The organism is Vibrio chagasii, from assembly GCF_024347355.1.
Taxonomy (GTDB): domain Bacteria; phylum Pseudomonadota; class Gammaproteobacteria; order Enterobacterales; family Vibrionaceae; genus Vibrio; species Vibrio chagasii.
In genome coordinates this window covers 648,090-667,189 of sequence record NZ_AP025466.1, presented here as the reverse complement: position 1 = coordinate 667,189, position 19,100 = coordinate 648,090, and the positions used below count along the sequence as shown (strand labels likewise).

Annotated in this window: 17 protein-coding genes and 1 pseudogene; 7 read left to right on the top strand and 11 right to left on the bottom strand. The window is 43.6% G+C overall.

From position 1 onward, the window contains the following. Window positions 1–136: 136 nt before the first annotated feature. Entirely contained in the window at window positions 137–919 is a 783-nt protein-coding gene (locus tag OCV52_RS18945) for a 2-keto-4-pentenoate hydratase (RefSeq protein WP_137407023.1), read from the top strand. Between the two features lie 236 nt (window positions 920–1,155). Next, complete coding sequence (locus tag OCV52_RS18940) at window positions 1,156–2,514, top strand: Na+/H+ antiporter NhaC family protein (protein WP_137407024.1); 1,359 nt, start codon at window positions 1,156–1,158, stop codon at window positions 2,512–2,514. A gap of 90 nt (window positions 2,515–2,604) precedes the next feature. Here OCV52_RS18940 and OCV52_RS18935 read toward each other — a convergent pair whose 3' ends face one another. Then, window positions 2,605–3,168, bottom strand: a complete 564-nt coding sequence (locus OCV52_RS18935; RefSeq protein ID WP_137407025.1) for a cysteine hydrolase family protein — start codon at window positions 3,166–3,168, stop codon at window positions 2,605–2,607. An 89-nt stretch (window positions 3,169–3,257) separates the two neighbouring features. On the opposite strand from OCV52_RS18935, the gene OCV52_RS18930 reads away from it, so the two are divergent. Beyond that, on the top strand, window positions 3,258–4,214 hold the full coding sequence (locus OCV52_RS18930) for a GlxA family transcriptional regulator (protein WP_137407026.1): 957 nt from the start codon (window positions 3,258–3,260) through the stop codon (window positions 4,212–4,214). Window positions 4,215–4,321: 107 nt separating this feature from the next. Beyond that, window positions 4,322–5,392 (top strand): helix-turn-helix domain-containing protein, encoded by a 1,071-nt coding sequence (locus OCV52_RS18925; RefSeq protein WP_137407027.1) that lies wholly within the window; start codon window positions 4,322–4,324, stop codon window positions 5,390–5,392. Between the two features lie 20 nt (window positions 5,393–5,412). Here OCV52_RS18925 and OCV52_RS18920 read toward each other — a convergent pair whose 3' ends face one another. From OCV52_RS18920 to OCV52_RS18910, 3 genes are all read right to left on the bottom strand, one after another. Then, complete coding sequence (locus OCV52_RS18920; protein ID WP_137407028.1) at window positions 5,413–6,426, bottom strand: alpha/beta hydrolase family protein; 1,014 nt, start codon at window positions 6,424–6,426, stop codon at window positions 5,413–5,415. A 125-nt stretch (window positions 6,427–6,551) separates the two neighbouring features. After that, entirely contained in the window at window positions 6,552–6,935 is a 384-nt protein-coding gene (locus OCV52_RS18915) for a hypothetical protein (protein ID WP_137407029.1), read from the bottom strand. Window positions 6,936–7,130: 195 nt separating this feature from the next. After that, window positions 7,131–8,843, bottom strand: a complete 1,713-nt coding sequence (locus OCV52_RS18910; RefSeq protein ID WP_137407030.1) for an RluA family pseudouridine synthase — start codon at window positions 8,841–8,843, stop codon at window positions 7,131–7,133. A 282-nt stretch (window positions 8,844–9,125) separates the two neighbouring features. Between OCV52_RS18910 and OCV52_RS18905 the strand changes: the two genes are divergently transcribed. Continuing rightward, window positions 9,126–9,578, top strand: coding sequence for an NUDIX hydrolase (locus OCV52_RS18905; RefSeq protein ID WP_137407031.1), 453 nt, complete (start codon window positions 9,126–9,128; stop codon window positions 9,576–9,578). Window positions 9,579–9,654: 76 nt separating this feature from the next. Here OCV52_RS18905 and OCV52_RS18900 read toward each other — a convergent pair whose 3' ends face one another. The 6 genes from OCV52_RS18900 to OCV52_RS18875 form a co-directional block, all read right to left on the bottom strand. Further along, on the bottom strand, window positions 9,655–10,080 hold the full coding sequence (locus tag OCV52_RS18900) for a bifunctional diaminohydroxyphosphoribosylaminopyrimidine deaminase/5-amino-6-(5-phosphoribosylamino)uracil reductase RibD (RefSeq protein ID WP_137407032.1): 426 nt from the start codon (window positions 10,078–10,080) through the stop codon (window positions 9,655–9,657). A 150-nt stretch (window positions 10,081–10,230) separates the two neighbouring features. After that, complete coding sequence (locus OCV52_RS18895) at window positions 10,231–10,779, bottom strand: nucleotidyltransferase family protein (protein WP_137407033.1); 549 nt, start codon at window positions 10,777–10,779, stop codon at window positions 10,231–10,233. Next, window positions 10,776–11,066: a putative quinol monooxygenase gene (locus OCV52_RS18890; protein ID WP_105024215.1), complete on the bottom strand. Its 291-nt coding sequence runs from the start codon at window positions 11,064–11,066 to the stop codon at window positions 10,776–10,778. The genes OCV52_RS18895 and OCV52_RS18890 overlap by 4 nt, the downstream gene beginning before the upstream one ends. A 915-nt stretch (window positions 11,067–11,981) precedes the next feature. After that, complete coding sequence (locus OCV52_RS18885) at window positions 11,982–12,836, bottom strand: hypothetical protein (RefSeq protein WP_137407034.1); 855 nt, start codon at window positions 12,834–12,836, stop codon at window positions 11,982–11,984. Next, window positions 12,836–13,690 (bottom strand): ABC transporter ATP-binding protein, encoded by an 855-nt coding sequence (locus tag OCV52_RS18880; protein WP_137407035.1) that lies wholly within the window; start codon window positions 13,688–13,690, stop codon window positions 12,836–12,838. The genes OCV52_RS18885 and OCV52_RS18880 overlap by 1 nt, the downstream gene beginning before the upstream one ends. Beyond that, window positions 13,687–14,058: a GntR family transcriptional regulator gene (locus OCV52_RS18875; RefSeq protein WP_004740059.1), complete on the bottom strand. Its 372-nt coding sequence runs from the start codon at window positions 14,056–14,058 to the stop codon at window positions 13,687–13,689. The genes OCV52_RS18880 and OCV52_RS18875 overlap by 4 nt, the downstream gene beginning before the upstream one ends. Before the next feature lie 154 nt (window positions 14,059–14,212). On the opposite strand from OCV52_RS18875, the pseudogene OCV52_RS18870 reads away from it, so the two are divergent. After that, window positions 14,213–15,853 (top strand): annotated as a pseudogene (locus OCV52_RS18870) (cache domain-containing protein); the annotation flags it as partial. Further along, window positions 15,845–16,747 carry a putative bifunctional diguanylate cyclase/phosphodiesterase gene (locus OCV52_RS18865; RefSeq protein ID WP_261900900.1) on the top strand — a complete coding sequence of 301 codons (903 nt, stop codon included), beginning with the start codon at window positions 15,845–15,847 and terminating at the stop codon, window positions 16,745–16,747. The pseudogene OCV52_RS18870 and the gene OCV52_RS18865, both read left to right, overlap by 9 nt. A 43-nt stretch (window positions 16,748–16,790) precedes the next feature. Here the strand turns inward: OCV52_RS18865 and OCV52_RS18860 are convergent, their stop codons facing one another. Next, a complete protein-coding gene (locus tag OCV52_RS18860; protein WP_137407038.1) occupies window positions 16,791–18,533 on the bottom strand; it encodes an EAL domain-containing protein in 1,743 nt (580 codons plus the stop codon). Between the last annotated feature and the right edge of the window lie 567 nt (window positions 18,534–19,100).

Here is a 19,100-nt window from a genome sequence, read left to right as displayed (position 1 = left end):
TATATTGACTTAGCGGTATGTGTTCACTTGCGGGACATGTGACAATAGGCCTTTGAACACTTTATGGTGCAACCATCGCATGAGTGGTGCCATTGCCCAAGCCTATTTCTAATCGTTCTAAATTAAACGGTATATTATGACAAGTGTATTTGAGCATGCGGCTAAAGAGTTATTAAGCCGTCGCACAGCGGGAACTAAAGCGCCAAGATTAATCGAACCATATCGCCCAACCAGTTTAGATGATGCGTTAGCTATTCAAGAATCCATGATTGAAATTCGCACAGATAAAGTGGGGGGCTGGAAATGTCTGTTACCTCTTGCAGAAAACAAATTTATCGTAGCGCCTATTTTCGCTGACAACGTGCAGCAAGGTGAAATTTGTGAATTGTTCGCAGACACAGGTTCAGTGCCAGGTAAAGAGGTAGCCCGAGTAGAGCCAGAAATCGCTTTTGTACTGGCTAAGCCTTTGCCTGCAAACTCAAATGGCTACAGCGAAGCACAAGTCAATGATGCCATTGGATCTTGCCATATGGCACTTGAGTTAATTCAATCTCGCTTTGCTGATGACAGTGGAGCGGAGTTTTACGAGGTTTTAGCCGATTGCTTGGCAAACCAAGGCTTGTTTCTTGGTCCTGAGATAGAGAAAGATAAAGCGTTTTCTGCTGCCAAGGTCGAAGTGGCTATAACTCAAGCTGAAAAAGTACAGGCATTTTCTGGCACCCACCCTAACGTATTAGCTCAAAATCCCGTTTACTGGTTGATCGATACGATGACCAAGCGTGGAGTCAGTTTTGAAGCGGGTGAGGCAATCATTACAGGGTCTTACTGTGGTGTGGTTGAGCTTGACTTCAATGAGCTAACAACCGTTGCTTATGATGGTATCGGAGAGTACCAAGTGACTTTCAAACCAAAGCACTAAGTTATTTACAAGCTCTATTGATTAAGAAAGCAGGTCTCTAAAACTCTACTTCACGTATGAGCAATTTGTTCTAGAAAGGCTATTTACTGGTGAGTAAATAGCCTTTTCTATTATGTGATGTTCAATAGAGTTCTTATTACTTTGCATTATATTGGGCGTTTAGACGTCTAGACGTTGACAAGTCCTAAGTGTGACATTAGTCTGCTCTCCTTCCTGTTCTATAGTGTTGTCGTTCCATGTCCAATTCAAAAAATTCTAATGCGGTTATTGCCCCTTCGGCAGTAGCGCTTATCCCTCTGATCGTGTTCCTAGCGCTGTTTATTGGCGTAGGTACCTACTTGTCGTTGCAAGGCGTCGATTTTGCTTTCTATCAGCTTCCAGCTCCGATTGCGGCTCTACCTGCTGTGATGTTGGCGCTGCTGTTGAGCAAAGATAAATTGAACCGTGCTATCGAACAGTTCTTGAGTGGAGTAGGTCACAAAGACATTATCGCAATGTGTATGATCTACCTATTGGCAGGTGCTTTTGCGGCGGTTGCTAAGGCTTCTGGTGGTGTGGATGCGACGGTAAACCTTGGTTTGTCGGCAATCCCAACGAGCATGATCCTACCGGGTATCTTCCTAATTTCTGCTTTCATCGCAACAGCAATGGGTACTTCGATGGGCACCATTGCTGCGGTAGCCCCTGTAGCACTGGGCATTGCTGATTCAGCAGGCATGAGCATTCCACTGACAGCAGGCGTTGTTTTAAGTGGCGCGATGTTTGGTGACAACCTTTCTATCATCTCTGATACCACGATTGCTGCAACGCGCTCGCAAGGCTGTGAGATGAGAGACAAGTTTAAAGAGAACATCCGTATCGCACTTCCTGCTGCACTTATCGCGATTGTTATCTTCGCTTTTAACAGCACTGCGACTCAAGTGCCTGAAACGGGTCCTATTGAGTGGCTTAAAGTATTACCTTACATCACTATCTTGATTCTTGCAGTATCAGGTATGAACGTGTTTGTTGTGCTAACCATCGGTATCTTACTGGCGGGTGGCGTTAGCTTAGGTTCTCTGGAGAACTATGGTTTAACCGATTACGCGCAAGATATCTATGCTGGCTTTGGCAACATGCAGGAAATTTTCTTACTGTCGATGCTGATCGGTGGTTTGAGTGAGCTGATGCGTCGCCAAGGTGGTCTAGCTTTCTTGACTAACCTAGTAAGTAGCATGATTCGTGCATTCGGCTCTTCACATTCTAAGCAAGCGAACGGCCGCGCAAGTGAGTTGGGTATTGCTGGTTTGGTGTCTATGGTGAACATGTGCACGGCAAATAACACAGTAGCGATCATTGTCTCTGGTAGTGTTGCTCGTCAATTAGCAGAAGAGAACGATGTATCTCCACGTCGCTCGGCGAGCTTATTGGATATCTTCTCTTGTGTGATTCAAGGTGTGTTGCCTTATGGTGCACAGGTATTGCTACTAGGTTCTGTATTTAACCTATCGCCGTTAGAGATCGTTTCTAACTCGTACTACTGTTTTGCATTGGCTATCGTGGCTGTCGTCGCTGTGTTTATTAAACACCCTGCACGTCAAGTGGCTCAAGCTTAGTAAAAATAGATTTTAATGAGAAGGCGCCGTAATAGGCGCCTTTTTTGTATCTACAAGAATTGTTCAGAAGCTGGCTTTTGATTTTGAGCTTTATTTAAGCAGGTTCTTAAGCTCGTTTGCTGTCGCGACATTGCAATAACCAAAGCTCAGTGCAGCCATGAATGCGGCATGGACATGCGCTGCTGGAACCTTAACGCCATTGAACTCCATGTCTAAGGTTGTGCAAGCATCATGCGCTACGTGGCATTCATAGCCTAAATCGGTTGCTGCACGAGTCACGGCATCAATACACATGTGGCTCATTGCGCCAACGATGATCAGTTTTTCAACGCCTTGCTCTTTTAGCACTTTGTTCAGTTCTGTATCTCTAAAGCTGTTGATTTGATGTTTTACGATGACAGGCTCACCTTCTCGCGGAGCCACGCTGCTGTGGATTTGAGCTCCGTCTGATTCTGGCAAGAAGAACGGAGCATCATTCGTCGGAAACTCATGACGTACATGAACCACAGGAAGTTGCTTATGTCTGAAAGCTGATAATAACTGTGCACCTTTTTCGGCTGCTTTTTCTGTTTCAGAGAGTGCCCATTTCGCACCTTCGTATGAAGGGAAGTAGTCGTTTTGAAAGTCGATAAGTAGTAGGGCTGTGTTCTTCATAGTCTATACCTTTGTATTTAGTGTGTTGCGGTGTAGGGATATTATGAATACTCTGTAGTTTTTATCGCACGTCAAAAATGACAGACTATATGGCAATAGTGACAAAATCAGTAATGGTCGAAATCATCGACTATCCAGGCTCTCTGCAAAGTGCCGTGTTTGGAGTGAAAGAGTTTCTTCAATTGGCTAATAGCCTCGAACCTTCCAATGAGCAGGTTCAGTTTCATGTTGAAATTAAGCCTTACGACGATTGGTCTAAATCGGTTGATGGATTAATCGAGAACTCAAAAGCAGACATCATTTTGGTGCCGCCAAACTTAGATGGCAGCTACTATTTAGAGCCGGATGAAGGACTGTTGGATTACCTTGTACAATCTCATCAACGTGGGGCGATACTGTGTTCTGCTTGCGCGGGCGTGTTTATTTTGGCGGAAACGGGGTTGTTGCAGGGACGAACCGTGACAACGCATTGGCAAGCACAACAACAATTCTCGGAGCAATATACTGAGGTCGATGTTGATGTCGACAAAATCTTGATCGATGACGATGACATCATTACCGCTGGTGGTTTGATGTCGTGGATGGATTTGGCTCTGTTTATTCTGACTAAATACACAACGCCGACTAATACACGTAATTTGGGTAAGTATCTGGTGTTGGATACGGGGTTGAGAGAGCAGCGCTACTACCAAAGTTTTGTGCCTAACTACGCTCATGGGAATGACAAGATTGTCTTTGTGCAGCGCTTTATTCAAAAGAATCACCACCTTCCTTTGACGCTTGATCAATTGGCGGAGGAAGCCTTCATGACGCGAAGAACCTTTATCCGACAATTTACCAAAGCGACGACCTTGACTCCGATTAACTATATTCAACACGTGCGTGTTCAAAGCGCGTGCGAGCTACTGGAAAGTTCTCACAAACCCGTAGAACAAATCAGCTACTTAGTTGGGTATGAAGACGTTAACAGCTTCCGAAAAGTCTTTATGAAAATCATTGGTTTAACACCATCAAGGTTTCGATCTAGATTTTTATCAGAGGAATGATTTACCATAGGTTGATATTCAATATGTATCACTGGTTCGCTCACTTGCTTCGCTAATGAAGTGCTTGAAGGGGAAGTGATCTTTTCTCAAACTTAAACGGACTGTTGATGCTTGCCATTCCTTTACCATTTGTCGCTGCGCTGTTGTTAATGATGACAGGTGTGCTGCTTCGATGCCGTTACCCACAAACCAGTCAAAAGCCATTTTGGTTTATCATTCTGTGTGCGTTGATGGTGACGGTAGTGGGCCTGCGATGGACGTTTGATATTGCGTTGTTTCGCTTCTTACAACCCATTTTTGGTGCCTGTGTTCCTGTGGCGGCTTGGTTGTGTTTTTCGGGAGCTCATCGAAGTCAATCCAGTAAACATTTACATTGGCTAGGCCCGATTACTGTTTTAGTTTGCTCACTTTTCTATGTGCAACTCTGGGCGGGAACTCTTGATGTATTGCTGATATTTCTCTATCTCGGATATGGTAGCTTGCTGCTGAAGTCGTCGCTGCGAGTGCCGGAACAAGTGCGGCTGACCGATGTATCGAAAGTGTTGGCAGCTGAACGAGTTGCAGGTGTAATGCTGCTATTTTCGGCTTTGGTTGATAGTGCGCTTTCTTTCGACATCTTGCTGTTGGATGCGCAGCACACCAATCTGATCTTATCGATTAGCTACCTTGTCCTTATTCCAACCATTGTGTCCGCTGTGATGGTGGTCAGTATGAGCACGCCTGCCGAAGAAAAAACCATGCAAGTGCCGGCTTTACCTGCCATGTCACAAGGTTCTCCAGAAGAGGTCGACACATCGACTACACTAGTGAGTAGCTTAGATGACGACCAAACTGAAGAAACTACTCAGATCATGACTAAGTTCGATGCATTAATGAGAGAGCGCCAAGTATTCAAGGATCCTGACCTGTCTCTCAATCGCTTGGCACGAAAGCTAGGCATTCCTGCTCGCAAGATATCGTCTGCGGTTAATCAAACTCACCAACAGAACATTTCGAAGGTGATTAACGCCTATCGGATTGAACACGCTAAGACTCTTCTGAAGCAAACCGATGAAGCGATAACAGAGATCTACCTAAGTTCAGGCTTTCAGACCAAGTCTAACTTCAATAGGGAGTTTTCAAGGATAACTGGGCAAACTCCGAGTGAGTTTCGAAGTTCGCTACAAGTGTTAGATTGAGTGTGTTTGCTTTTTGTTTATCAATTTAGAAAGCGAACGATGTCATTGAAGAACAATTGGTGTAACTGGTCGCGTGATGTACCAATACCATATTTACAAATAATACCATCCCCTGGCACCTCTTCATTCAGCATGGCTATAGCACCGGGTTTACAGCCTTGAATGAAGCTGAAATGGGCGGCTTTTTCATAGACTTTGTAGCGTCTAGAGTTTAGCGGTACATGTTCGGCAATATAGCCAGACTCTAATGCTTGAGGGAGATCTCCTATATCTACCCCGGCCGCCAGTATCAAGGTTGGTACTTTAATGGCATTTAAGCTAACGATTGAAAAGCTGCGAGCAAGCCCTAAATCAAGGCTGACTACACGTTGAATTCTTGGATCTGAAAGATCTTTATTGTTTGGCTCTGCAGCTTGGACTTTGTCGAGCCCTAGCTCTTCAGCAAGTCCACAAGTTCGTGGGTTAGGGTATATGAGACAATCCGCTTCAAAGGTTTGCCTATCGATTCTTGCTCCCGCCAATTGCATTACTGTCCAGCCACCCAATGAATGCCCGATTGCAGTCACATTGTCGGCGTTAGCAGACTGCTTCCACTGTGGGGCAGATAACAGGTAATCCAGAATACGTGATACATCTCGTGGTCTTTCCCACCATTTCGCTGCTTGCTTTGGAGAATGGTCGAAAGAGGTGGTTCCCGGATGATCAGCTGCCGCTACGATGTAGCCTTTACTCGCAAGTTTGGTCGCTAACCAGTTTTGATTGCGCCAGTTTCCTCGGTAGCCGTGCGATAGCAGTATTACTGGAAAAGTACCGGATTGAATGTCTGCGCCTTTGATGACTTGTGTACCGATAAAGGCGGGGTTATCGCCAATTAAGGTTGTGTCTGATGCATCTCTCGCGGGATACCAAATGGCAGTGTTTAGCAGGCGATTAGGATTGTCAGTTAAGGTGACTTGAGTGAATCCGACACCGGAAGCGATGGCTGAACTGCAAAGGAAAAGTAGGGATGTGAACAGTAAATGTGTCCGTTTCATAGTGTTAACTCCAACTGAGGTAAGTGGAGCTAATATGCGCTAAGGCTAGGTATAACGAGACCTCAAACACGATCGAGGACGCCCTAAATCGTGTTTTAATACCTAAGCTAGTGACTTGCTTCTAGTTACCTTCTTCTAGGACGCTTCTCTACCAAGCCGTTTCTTTCTAAGCCACGTCTTACGCTGCTGCATAGTTTACCGAAGCGACGCAGTTCTTCGAAGTTTGGCCCTTGTCCCATTGAGATGCTGTGTTCCCAGTACATCAATTCTGTGTCGACCATCTCTAGCAATTTCTTAGAGCAACCTGAGCAGTTTCCTTTTGGCCCACAAATGAATGTCTCTGACTCATAGAGCGGGAGTTCATTTTTCACTTCTTCGATGAGATTCAGCATTGCCGAATTCAGATCCGGTTTTTTCGTTGTGATTGGCTTTACGTTTGTTGATGCTGGCGCAGTAGTCAAAGAAGATGTTTGTGTATTGGAATGTAGATTCAAAGCAGCTGATGACATATCAAAGGCCTCAAGGAAAGGTGAAGAGGGGCATCCTACACCTCAAAATGAGGTGAACCTTGATGTAGTGCAATAAGCGTGGAGATATATCCGAAAGAGGTAGGCGAAACGAGGGCGTAAATGTGGGGAAGTGGCTGAAGAGGAGCCACAAATAGTGTGACTCCTTTCATTAAGACTTGTTATTGATGAGAGTCTTTAGAACTCTGCATCGAATTGGAAATCCATCCACTCTTTGGTAATTGGGTGGTGTAGGGCAAGTCTTTCTGCATGTAGGTGAAGACGGTCAGCTTTGTTGCCATACAATCCATCACCGACGATAGGCATATGTAGCCCTTCTTCATGTGAACAGTGCACACGTAACTGGTGTGTGCGTCCTGTTTTAGGGTGCAGATAAACCTTGGTGGTGTCTTGATTGCGTTCAATCACTTCCCATTTAGTTTCTGCAGGTTTGCCGTGCTCGTAGCAGACAATTTGACGAGGACGATCGTACAGGTCACCACGCAGCGGTAATCGAACATAACCCTCATCTTCGGTCAGAACGCCTTCAATCATCGCGACGTATCGCTTCTCGACTTCACGAGTAATGAACTGCTTCTGCAGGCTTTTATTTGTTCGTCGAGTCAGGGCGAATATTAGAATGCCAGAGGTCGCCATGTCTAAGCGGTGTATCACGAACGGCCCTTCCACATCAGGATGCATTTCCTGAACGCGAGTGTAGGCAGAATCTTTGATGGTCTTGCCCGGTACTGAAAGGAACCCTGCTGGCTTATGTACCACAACGATATGCTCATCTTGAAACAGGATATCGAGCTCTTTGCCCTCTGCTGGATTCTCTAACAACGGGTTTGGATCCACTTCAAGGCCTTTCATCATATGGCCAAGTATCGGTACACATTTGCTCTGGCAAGAGGCGTAGTATTTCTTGTGTTTGCGGATCTCCGATTTCGGAGAGCGGCCCCACCAAAATTCAGCTAATGCCAATGGCGTGTAGCCATTCAAATAGGCATATTGTAGAAGTTTTGGCGCAGCACATTCACCAGAGCCTGCCGGTGGTATTTTATTTGGTGTGTTTTCAAAGATCTGGTTAAGGTCTTCGACATTACCTTCCGCATTTTGGAAAGCGTATTGTGAAAACAACTTGTGTTGAAGTTGATGAGACAGGTGCGCTCTTCGCTCTTTTAGTTCAGCCAATTGAGTAGTAAATACATCCACCTTGCCTTGTAGCTCGTTTAGGGTTTGTTCCCAATTGAGCTTCAGGTATTTCTGTTGGTTTTTATCTGCAACGCTGGCTTTGCTTAACTCTTGGTTTAGTTGCTCAAAAGCTTGCTCATCAAGGCTCTCTTTACCTTGCTCTCGTTGCTCTTTACGCGTTTTACGACCTTCAATGATCAACAAGCGTTGAGCTTCGATCTCTTGCTCTGCCTGCGCTTTTTTCTGTGCCAATTGTTCGCACAACTCAAGGTATTGAGCGTTGACCTGCAGCGCTTTAAATTCGGCGTTCACCGCCATCATATCTGCGGTTTCTTGACGGAAAAAACTGTCACTGCTCAGCATGTCGAATACCGGTGGAACAAAGTGCGGCAGTAGGTTTTGATCGGCGATTTTCCCTGAGAATGCAGAGAAGTAACCAAGTTCACCTTCAGGGCTTCTTACTAGTAGTACACCAAACATCTTGCCGCGACCTTCGTCAGAATCCAGCCCGAAGTCGTGCTGCCAATCGGTTTGGTTTTCTAGGTATTGTTGAAGTTGGTGAGACGCAATTTCACACAACGGATGCGGTTCGTAATAGAACGGAAAGGTGAAGCGCTCAGGCAACGAATATGACTCGATCGGCTGTTGAAAGCGAGTGAAGCAGTGCTCAGGTGTATGGTTGGTCTCTGAGTCGTGCGTTGGTTTTGATGAGTGCATATAGTCGTCTTACTTGATGGTGATAAATGGCTACGTGTCTACTGTGTTTTGAGAGCTTAAATACAGTATAAGGCAGGCGATTCTACTCTTTATCTAAAAGCGCCTCAAATAAGAAATCACACCGTGGTTTTATACAGTAAGCTTGATTGTTCGCATAAGGTTGGAGTGCTCTGGGGAGGAATTCAAATTAATGATTGGTCTCTCGTTTTTCATCATCGAAGACTACTTACTAATGGAAGGGTGCTAGGCTTGCTCGCTTCGTGTTCAAAATAAGGTAACGTTATGATTCCACTCAATACTTCGATTGTGGCTGGTGTCGCTCTTTCTGAGATCGACGGACAAACGAAAATGCTATTAATGAAACGCGTAAAGGGAGGCTATTGGTGTCATGTTGCAGGCTCGATTGAAGCGGGTGAAACTGGTTGGCAGGCAATCGTACGTGAATTTGAAGAAGAAACTAAAATCGAAGCGAAAGAGTTGTATAACGCTCAATTTTTGGAGCAGTTCTACGAGGCGAACGTCAATGTCATTCAACTTATCCCAATCTTTGCTGTACTTTGCCCGCCAGACCAAGCGGTAGAACTAAACCACGAGCACACTGAGTATCGATGGTGCAGTTTAGAAGAAGCGAAAGCGTTAGCGCCATTCCCCAACCAACATGCGGTTTATGATCATATCTGGGCATACTTTGTTGATGCGCCAGCTAACCCACTTTATCGAGTAGACGTGGGCTAGCCTTGGTTTACTGGATGTTGAGTAGCGAGTTCTCAATAAGCCTAGCTCAATAGCTAAACGCCACAGATGCTGAGTACTAAGACTTACCAAGATATGGGGTTAAAAAGGCACTCGCTTGTGCTTGGCATAGCCCCACGTCAACTTTCACACCATGCGAATCCAGTATTGCTACACCGCGGCCGTTGTTGCGAGGATCTGGATCGAGTATAGCAACCACAACGTGTTTTACACCGGCTTCAACCAGAGTATTAGCACAAGCTGGTGTCCTACCGACAAAAGAGCACGGCTCTAATGTCACGTAAGCTGTTACGCCTTCCATATCGCCATCATAGTGATTCAGTGCCTCGACTTCAGCGTGGTTCCCACCAACCTTTTGTGTGTAACCAACAGACACTACTTTGTCGTTCTTCACCAAAACACATCCCACTGGTGGGTTTGGTTGACAATCGGGTAGGGCTTGGCGCGAAGCTTCAAGTGCTTGCAGCATGTATTGTTGGTTCATGGTTGTTACTCAGTATGACGAGAAGAAGGAATCGTTTGTTACCGCGTGCGGTTTAGCTAATAAGTGAGGCATGTTCGATCTGATTGGGCTATTAGTCAATGGTTTTAGCTTTGAAGCTGTTTGATAGTTAGCTGTCAGTGATAGTTAACTCTAGTCAATGGTTAACTTTGGCCAATGAGTTAGCCAGTTTTTAGATAGGACTCGTTGATCAAATACGTCCCGACCGCGGTTCGGGTTTGGCGTTATTTTCAAATTGAACAGGCTCTCTAAACCAAAAGCCGATATACACTCGATACGTCCATGGCAGTTTTTCTTTACTGCGATAGCGGTTTCTTTCTCAGGCCAGTAACTCATTGCATCTAGCGTACTTTGATAAGGTTTATCTTGGTTTCGAGTATGCATGTTGGCTTGATTACGAACTTGCCAGTTGAGTTCAGGTAGCCGCTGTTTCAGCTGAGCTTCGTAATCTATGTCCGATTGGTAACCATAATCACCGCGATCAAAGTAGATCACATCAATATCGTTGAGCGGCGTGGGGCTATCAAAGCCATGCAAGTGATCCCAAACTAGATTCCTTACGAAGCCTGCGGCGACATAGCATTGTGGTAGATCTAATTGAGCCACACACTCTAAGATTTTTGTTCGCAGTGGATCTTGTTCGATCAAGGCTGCGATTTGGTTGAGCAATGCTTGGGTCATGATGGTGTGGTTACATCAGTCACTTGATAATGGCGTGTCACGTTCTTAGTTATCTTGCCCCAGTCAGAGGTTTTCACTCTATTTTGGTGGGCCTCAAACGCTTCACGGTTAGTGAACTCTTCATATACTTCAAAGCGGTTTGGCTGCAGTGAGCTTTGGCTAACACGAAATACAATACAGCCCGGCTCAGCCAACGTCAGCTCCTTATGAATGGTCAGTGCTTGTATAACTGTTTCTAGATCATCGTCTGGTACGACAATGTGCCCTTGTAAAATCACTTTACTGATTGTTGTGTCCATTTAAGTCTGCCTATCCTTTGTTAATCGTGTTGCCTCTCATCAACATAATCCCATTTTAATTATGTGTCGTATAGACCGTTGTGAACAAAAAATAGACTCAATTCTCCCCACTTTGGGTTACAGTGTCACTTTGTTTGGTGAGGGTATAATAATTTGGGAACTAAATCCTCGATGTTCCGGTCTATTAAATGGGTATCATAGAAGTGTATTGATACTGAAATGAGTTTGTCACCTGAGAGATCTAACCTTTAATAGGTAGAACGGCTTGTTGGATTAAATTGAGCCACAGTTGATATCTAGGTCATATTTTGATGTAAATGGTACTTAGAACTCTTTATATTTTGTGATTTGTATCATTGATCTGGCCATCAAACACCGTTAGATTCGAATAGTTGGCAATAAAAAAGCTCATGAAGAGCAGCTAAATGAAAAGGAAAAATACCTTATGAAAAAAATGAGAAGAGCACAGCTTCATCGCGTTCGTATCCAATACTGGAAAGACACTTCGAAAGAAGCTTCAAAGAAATAAGCTTTACATATCAAGCAATAAAGCTAAAAACTTGCAAAGCTGAAAGGCTTTCAATCACAGCCATCAATGGCTTCTAAATGAAACAAACCGATTTCGATAGCACTCTCAATGACCTTCATCTGGTTGGTAGCTAAAGAAATCATCCCTCAAAGAGCTGGCAGGCATTAATAACAATGCAATTTAATGTCAGCTCATTAATACCTCTCAAAGCAAATCTCTTACACAGTTAATCTGTTACCTAGTATATTTTCTACTTAGCACAACGATTCCACACCCAAGCTCCAAACAAAAATTACGGGCAATAAAAAAGCTCCCGATTTCTCAGAAGCTTTGATTTCATTATTTACCTATCACGCGATAGGTTTTGTAACCTGTTATTGGAACAGTGTCTTTAGGCTTACATCGTCCGTTCTGTTTAATTTAAGGCTCAGTAGATAGCCACCAATACCAAGCAAGGCGTAAATACTCAAAGATAAGACAGAGACGTCAGAGAGTGCACTGAACGGGTTACTTGCCGTAAGTACTTTCATCGGTAGTGAAGCGATAACAGAAAAGAAGTCATTGATGCCATAGAAACCGAACAGTGCGATAGCCAGCCATTTGATTGCAAAGCTTGAAACAAAGATCACAAGCAATGGTGAGTTGACCAGTTGCGAGATTGCCAGTGTCATTGTCGCTAACGGTAATAGCACCAAGGCAACTAACAGCATTCGACCAAAGAATACCAACCAATTGGTGAGCACATAAAATAGTGATTGCTGTTCTACTAATAGCGCCAGTTGTTGTTCGCTAGATACGTTTAGAATCCAGAATAGAACATCGGCAAATAGAACTAATAGGGCGCAGATAGCGGGTATCAACACTAAACCAAAGCCTAGCTTCACACCGTGAGTCAGAGCATTCGATACCGGCATGCTTCTCCAAAACATTGAGCTGCCTTCTTGGCGCTCTTTACGCAGTGTTTTTGGGATATACAGCGTTGAAAGCAGCAGTGAAATTAAGCCCGCGCCAAAGTAGATCACTGAGTTAAGGTCTTGTGCGAATTCTCTGTGGATGTCGCTCACATCACCGTTAACTTCCATCTGGAAGAAAAACTCATGCTGTGCCGCGCCATTAAAGAACAGACTCACGAACAGTAACAAACCACACAACGCAACGAATAGAGGTAATCGAGTATTGATTTTGTGCTCGATAAGTTCTTTTTCTAGCATGTAAAAACTTGGGTGCATTATGCCTTCTCCGTCTGTGTTGCAAGGAATAGGTCGGCAAGACCAACGTTGTAGATGTTACCTAGTGATTCAACTTGTGGTTTGTACTGACCTTCCAATAACCATTTAGTCGTTCCTAGCCCCGGTTGTGAAGTGAGTGGTTTCAGTTTTTGAATGTCGCTTGAGTGATTGTTAGCAACTTCGATAATGAAGTAATCACTCTCGATCGCTTCCATACTTTTCTGCAGCACGCAGCGGCCTTGTTTGAGAATAAGTACATTTGTCAGTAGATGTTCGATCTCAGAAACCTCATGGCTAGCAATGATCATCGCACGCTCGCCATCGTGGAACCATTCCAACAGGTGGCGGTAGAAGGTGTCTCGGTAAATCAAATCTAGGCCAAGTGTTGGCTCATCCAAGATGAGTACCTGAGTGTCAGTTGCGATGATGATCGCAAGGTGAACTTGTACTTTCATCCCCTTAGAGAGCTGTTTGATTGTGGAAGAGAGTTTGATGTTTGTGCTACTCAGAGTTTGCTCGGCTTTTTGTCGGTTGAAACTCGGGTGTACGCCCTCGGTGTAACGAAGTAGTTGTTTGATGGTCATCCATTCCGGAAGCACATTCACATCAGAGATGTAAGATAGGTGCTGCATGAGCTCTGCATGCTGGTGGATTGGGTGGTAGCCGTTGACTTCGATTTTACCTTGGTAGTTATGCCCACCAAGCAGTGACTTGATGAGAGTCGATTTACCAGCGCCATTATGACCAAGCAAGCCAAGCACCTGTCCAGGTTTTAGTTCGAAGCTGATGTTCTCTACACCCACTTGATTCGAATAAGTTTTAGTGACGTTTTTCGCGGAAAGTAAAGTACTCATGACTTGTCCTTTATATGTTGTTCTAGCTGTTTCACGAGTTCTTCGACACTCATATCAATGATGCCTAGCGTCTCAGCGATGGCTGGGATCTGTGTGTTGATGAAAGTTTGGTGTGCGGACTCTTTCAGTTTTTGAAGTGCACCTTCGGCTACATACATACCTTGGCCTCGCTTCTTTTCAACCAAGCCTTCATCAACCAGTAACTGGTAGCTTTTCATGACGGTAAGGTGGTTGATTTTAAGATCAGCAGCAACAGCGCGCACAGAGGGCAGGGCCTGTTGCTCTAGCCAAATACCTTGCAGAATCTGGTCGCTGATCTTAGTGGCAAGCTGCCTAAAGATCGGTTGGTCGTCTTTCCATTCGGTCATAATTAAAACTGCATGGTGATATACATGTGTATAACACTAACCTTTTTATTCGTATTGGCAAGACTTTTATAAAAATTAATAGAATATTTTTATGGTTGGGTGTTCAGTAAAAAACGTTATTATATAGTACTCCGTACTTTGGTGTTGAGTTCGTATGTTGCACATTAATGACAAAAAACTGGTCTGGTTTACCAAGTATTTGCCAATAACCATCATCATCTTTTCTGCGATCATCTTGAATATGGCGATGTTCAAGAGTGTGAATCAAAAGGTTAAGGCGTTGGTTGAGTTAATTCGAACCGACTATATTGCTGCCCAAAAAGGCTCCATTGAGGCGCAGATGCTTCAGGTTTCTCAGCAAATCACACACACCCAACGCCTTGTTGAAGATGAAGTAAAAAAGCGCATTACTCGACGGTTAGATAGAGCGTACACTGCGGCTCAAAATATCTATTCTTCGAACCAACACTTGCCAGAAGATAAGCTTAAACAACTGATTTTAAATGAGATCAGAAAGCTGAGTTATGCTGAAAAGCAAGAGTACATCTATGCCTACGACATGCAGGGCACGTCACTTGTTCATCCTCTTAACCCAGAAATTGAAAACACCAATCAGCTTAAAACGACAGACACTCAAGGTGTAGCTGTCATCAAAGAACAGATTGAACTTCTTAAGCAGAGTAATGGTGCCTTTTCTCGGTATTTCGTTCCGCGCCCAGAACTAGAGGGGAGAGATATAGATAAGCCGTATATCGACAGTACGCACTATGAGAAATTAACCTATATTCGCCGATTCGAGCCCTTTGACTGGTACTTTGGTACTGGCGTGTCTCTGGATGATGTCAAGCGAGCCAGTTATCAAAGGATTCTAGAAATACTGTCGAGAGTAATCGTGGGTGACAATGGTTATCTGTTCGTTTTTGAACAAAATGGTGACAGCTTACTCCACGCAAATCGAATTAATATCGGACAAGGGATTAACGTCTACGATGATCTTGGAAGTCGCTTTAAGCAAGATGTACTAGCAAAATCTGAAGAGGGTGGATTCGTTGATTATGTTACCGCAGATAAAAATGGCGTTATCGGGCCTAAAAGTAGCTATGTCAAAAAGGTCGATGATTGGAATTGGATCGTCGGCACTGGCGTGTATTTGAATAATGTTAATGCCTCGATAGAGAAACGAAAAAATGAGTTGTTAGCTGAATCGCGTAACGAATTTGGTCTTGTTCTTATATTGAGTGTGTTGGTGACGATGAGCTGTATTTTTATCAGCGCCCTTATCAGTCGAAGAATATCAACTCGCTTCTCTCAGATGGAGCAGAGAATCGCAGACGATTTTAGCCGAATCCAAAACAGTCGCCGTCGACTGCAACATATGGCAAAACACGACTCTCTGACGGCACTTCCTAATCGTTCTGAACTAGAACTTCAAGTCAGCCGGGCGATTGCTCACTCAAAACTTGAGGGTAAGTTGGTGGCATTGGTTTTTGTCGATCTCGATAACTTCAAGCGCATTAATGACCAGTTTGGGCATGCGAGTGGAGATGAACTGTTAAAGCAGATAGGTTAGCGTTTTGAAGATATCTTAGGAGAGAATGATGTCGTCTCTCGTTTTGGGGGGGATGAGTTTGTTTTCTGCTTGCCCGGTATTCATGACCTTTCTGATGCAGAACAGAAAGTTAAGCAAATCCAAGCTGTCTTCAATCCATCCTTCGACCTAAATGGTGTAACGGTATCGACTCGGTGTTCGGCGGGCGTCTCTATGTACCCTTATGATGGGACGGAAGTGGAAGAGTTGCTGACCAAAGCGGACATTGTGCTGTACAAGGCAAAAGAGTCAAACAAGGGTGATGCTGTTTTTTATGACGATGTAATCAATCGAAAAGTGAAGTATGACTATTCGGTAGAAAAGCAGTTAGAAACGGCCCTAGAACGTGGTGAATTCAGTGTGTTCTATCAACCGCAGGTCGATGCACACTCTAAACAGTTAAAAGGCGTGGAAGCGCTGTGCCGTTGGAATAATAGTTCACTTGGGTTTGTCTCACCCTTAGATTTCATTCCGGCGGCTGAACGAGTAGGGAAAATTCATGAGATTGGTGAGTTCGTGTTAAGGAGGGCGTGCGAAGACACCCTTAATTTGATGCCAAATGGACCTGAGGCGATATGTGTATCGGTTAACGTGTCGCCTAAACAGGTATTCGAACTAGGTTTTGACGAGAAAGTGATACGTTTAGTCGAGGAAATCGGCATTGCTCCACAGCGAGTCACTCTAGAGTTAACGGAAAACATCCTTATCAAAGATCTGCATATCGTAGAGCCGATACTGAGAAGGCTTCGAGATTATGGATTTGGCATCTCGCTCGATGACTTAGGAACTGGGTTTTCATCACTCAATTACCTTAATACTCTGCCAATCACAGAGATAAAGATCGACCGATCTTTCATCGGAAAACTGAATTCCAGTCAGCACAGTGAGACTTTAGTGAAAGCCATTATTGATATTGGCGCCTCTTGTCAGATGAAAGTCGTTGCCGAGGGGGTCGAAACCCCAGAGCAGATGGCGAAGCTACAGCAATACCATTGTGATTTACTTCAAGGTTATTACTTTGATAAGCCACTGACTGCCAAAGGGTTACTAGACGCTTATTTTCCTGTGAACTCTGAAAGCCTTAAGTGCAACAACGCTTAATTTTATCGTTGCCTTTGAGCTATCCGGTACCTGATAAAAAGGATTAGCTAGATGTGCTTTGAGGACGGCTATAAAGGTAGCCCTGATGTAAGTTGTAGCCCAACTGACACAAGATATATTGTTGCCTGCGCGTTTCAACACCCTCATAAATCATCGTGATGTTTGATAAGCGGCCAATTTCAGAGATGTTCAGTAGTACACCTTGTTGATGTTCCCCTGATTCAATGTCTTTAACGAAACAGCGATCTAGTTTCAGGTAGGTGGGGGAGATCACGCTAATGATTTCGATGTTGTTGTTACCTGTGCCAAAATCATCCAAGGCGATGGTGATCCCGAGCTTCTTGATCGCTTTGATGTTATCGATGACTTCACAGCCATAACCAATGTTTGAGTACTCCGTGATCTCGACGACAAACTCATTCGCTTCCATTGCGTCCAAATGCTCTTTGAGTTTGGAAAAATTATTCCCTACTAATGCACTCGGGCATACGTTGACACCATAGATCTCATGGCTGTTGTGCAACTTGGCGTTTCTTACCGTTTCAATAAGCAAAATGGTATGAAAAGTCAGTAGGTTGGTGCGTCTCATCGTATTAATAAAGCTAAGAACACCGACATTACGTACCCGAGACAACAACTCGTAGTATAAAACGGTGTTGTCTTCTGTATTGATGATTGGTTCTTCTTCAAACGAGATGTGCTTCCAGCGAAAGAGATAGATAAAGAACCCTAGAATATAAGAGCGATAGAGTAGGGTTGCGAGCAATAGTGACAGCACGCCCCATAGTGCAATGATATCGTCACTATAGAAGGTGATGCTAGCACCGCTTGGTAGTGGTGAGGTGTAAATTGACTGGCTGTTATTGCCAAGGTTGAGAATGTAGTAGCCATTCTTTTGAATAGAGACGGAATCAACCAGCAGAGGCAGTAATGAGTTTCTGTAACGCGCTTCAATAGAGCCTTTGGAAATACGAACCGTTAGCTTGGTATTATTTTCAGAGTTACTGAAACGAGAATAAACAAAATCAGCACTATCGTAAAAATCATCAATCTGATCGAGCTCAACATACTGAGAACGACTCTTAGAGATGTAGCATGAACCATAAGGTGTAGTCATAACCACCGAATCGAGGTTAAGTGAGTGCCTTAACGAGTGTACCGCGCCCGCGCTATCACAGCCGTAATCCATTACCTCTTCTGCTATGTGCTTGGTGTTCTCGCTGTATTCATTAGCAATTTTCGTTGTATAAAGGATTTGGAAAAAGTAGACAACGAATAGAGAGAGTGAAGTCACAGTGAGTACGGTTATCAGAGACCTGATCAACTCCTTGTAATAAGTGTTGAGCATCAACTTTAGCATCAGTATCTGGCTAGGTTTGAACTGGTTGATGTTGTGCTTGGGGGCGATGCGGTTTTCTGAGCTTTTGTCGAGAGCAATGAAGTACCCGACTTTATAGAGATTGGAAATGAGTTCGCTATTATTATCAACCTTTGCCTTCTTACATAGGTTTCGGTACTTCTTTCTTATAGAAGCGATAATGTTTTTTAATGCATATAAACTAAACTCTTCATCAAAATGTAATTTAAATGACTCCTCAACATCTCGGGCAGATTGAGGATTTGAAATTGAAGCATTTTCAATTAAATACTTGAAGACAAAACTCTCTTTACTATTAAGAGTTTCCTCTGATATCTTATTACTGTCTCTCTTTATATATATTTTTTCTTCGTTATAGATTAGTTGCAAGCTTTCGTTATTGTTATTTATATTGAAAGAACAGTGCATAGCTCAACTCCTAAGCGATAGTTATTATATTTGTGTGATTGATATGTGTGGCTGGGATTGTCATTCAACCCAAGAGTCCGTTCTAAATAACATAACTAAAATGTCACCATTTCTCTCAAGATGTTGATACTAATCGCAGAATTCGGGCTGTAATGAAAGGTTGTAGAGATGTTCACCCAAAAGTTGAATTTATAAATGAAAGCCGTGGTTTTACAAGAGACAAGGGGGATTTATCCATTTGTTTTGGTATTTATCCATTTGTCAGCTTCTATATCGGCAGTTTCAGCTGCAATTTTAGGTAGTGCTAATATTGATGGGCGTGGTGTTTTTGAAATCTACTTATGAGGTAGATTTATCATAAATTTTCAGGATAAAGTTTAATAACTAGGTTTAGGATGATATTAATATCATTTAATTTCTAGTTTATATCTATTTATTTTTCAAACTATCTGTATTAACAAGGGTATCATTAGTGGTTTTTATAGGCTTTAAATCATGGCTACTAATTTTTATTGATTAAAAATAAATCTGAATTTGATTTTTCAGGAAAGTGGCTAATTTTAGGTC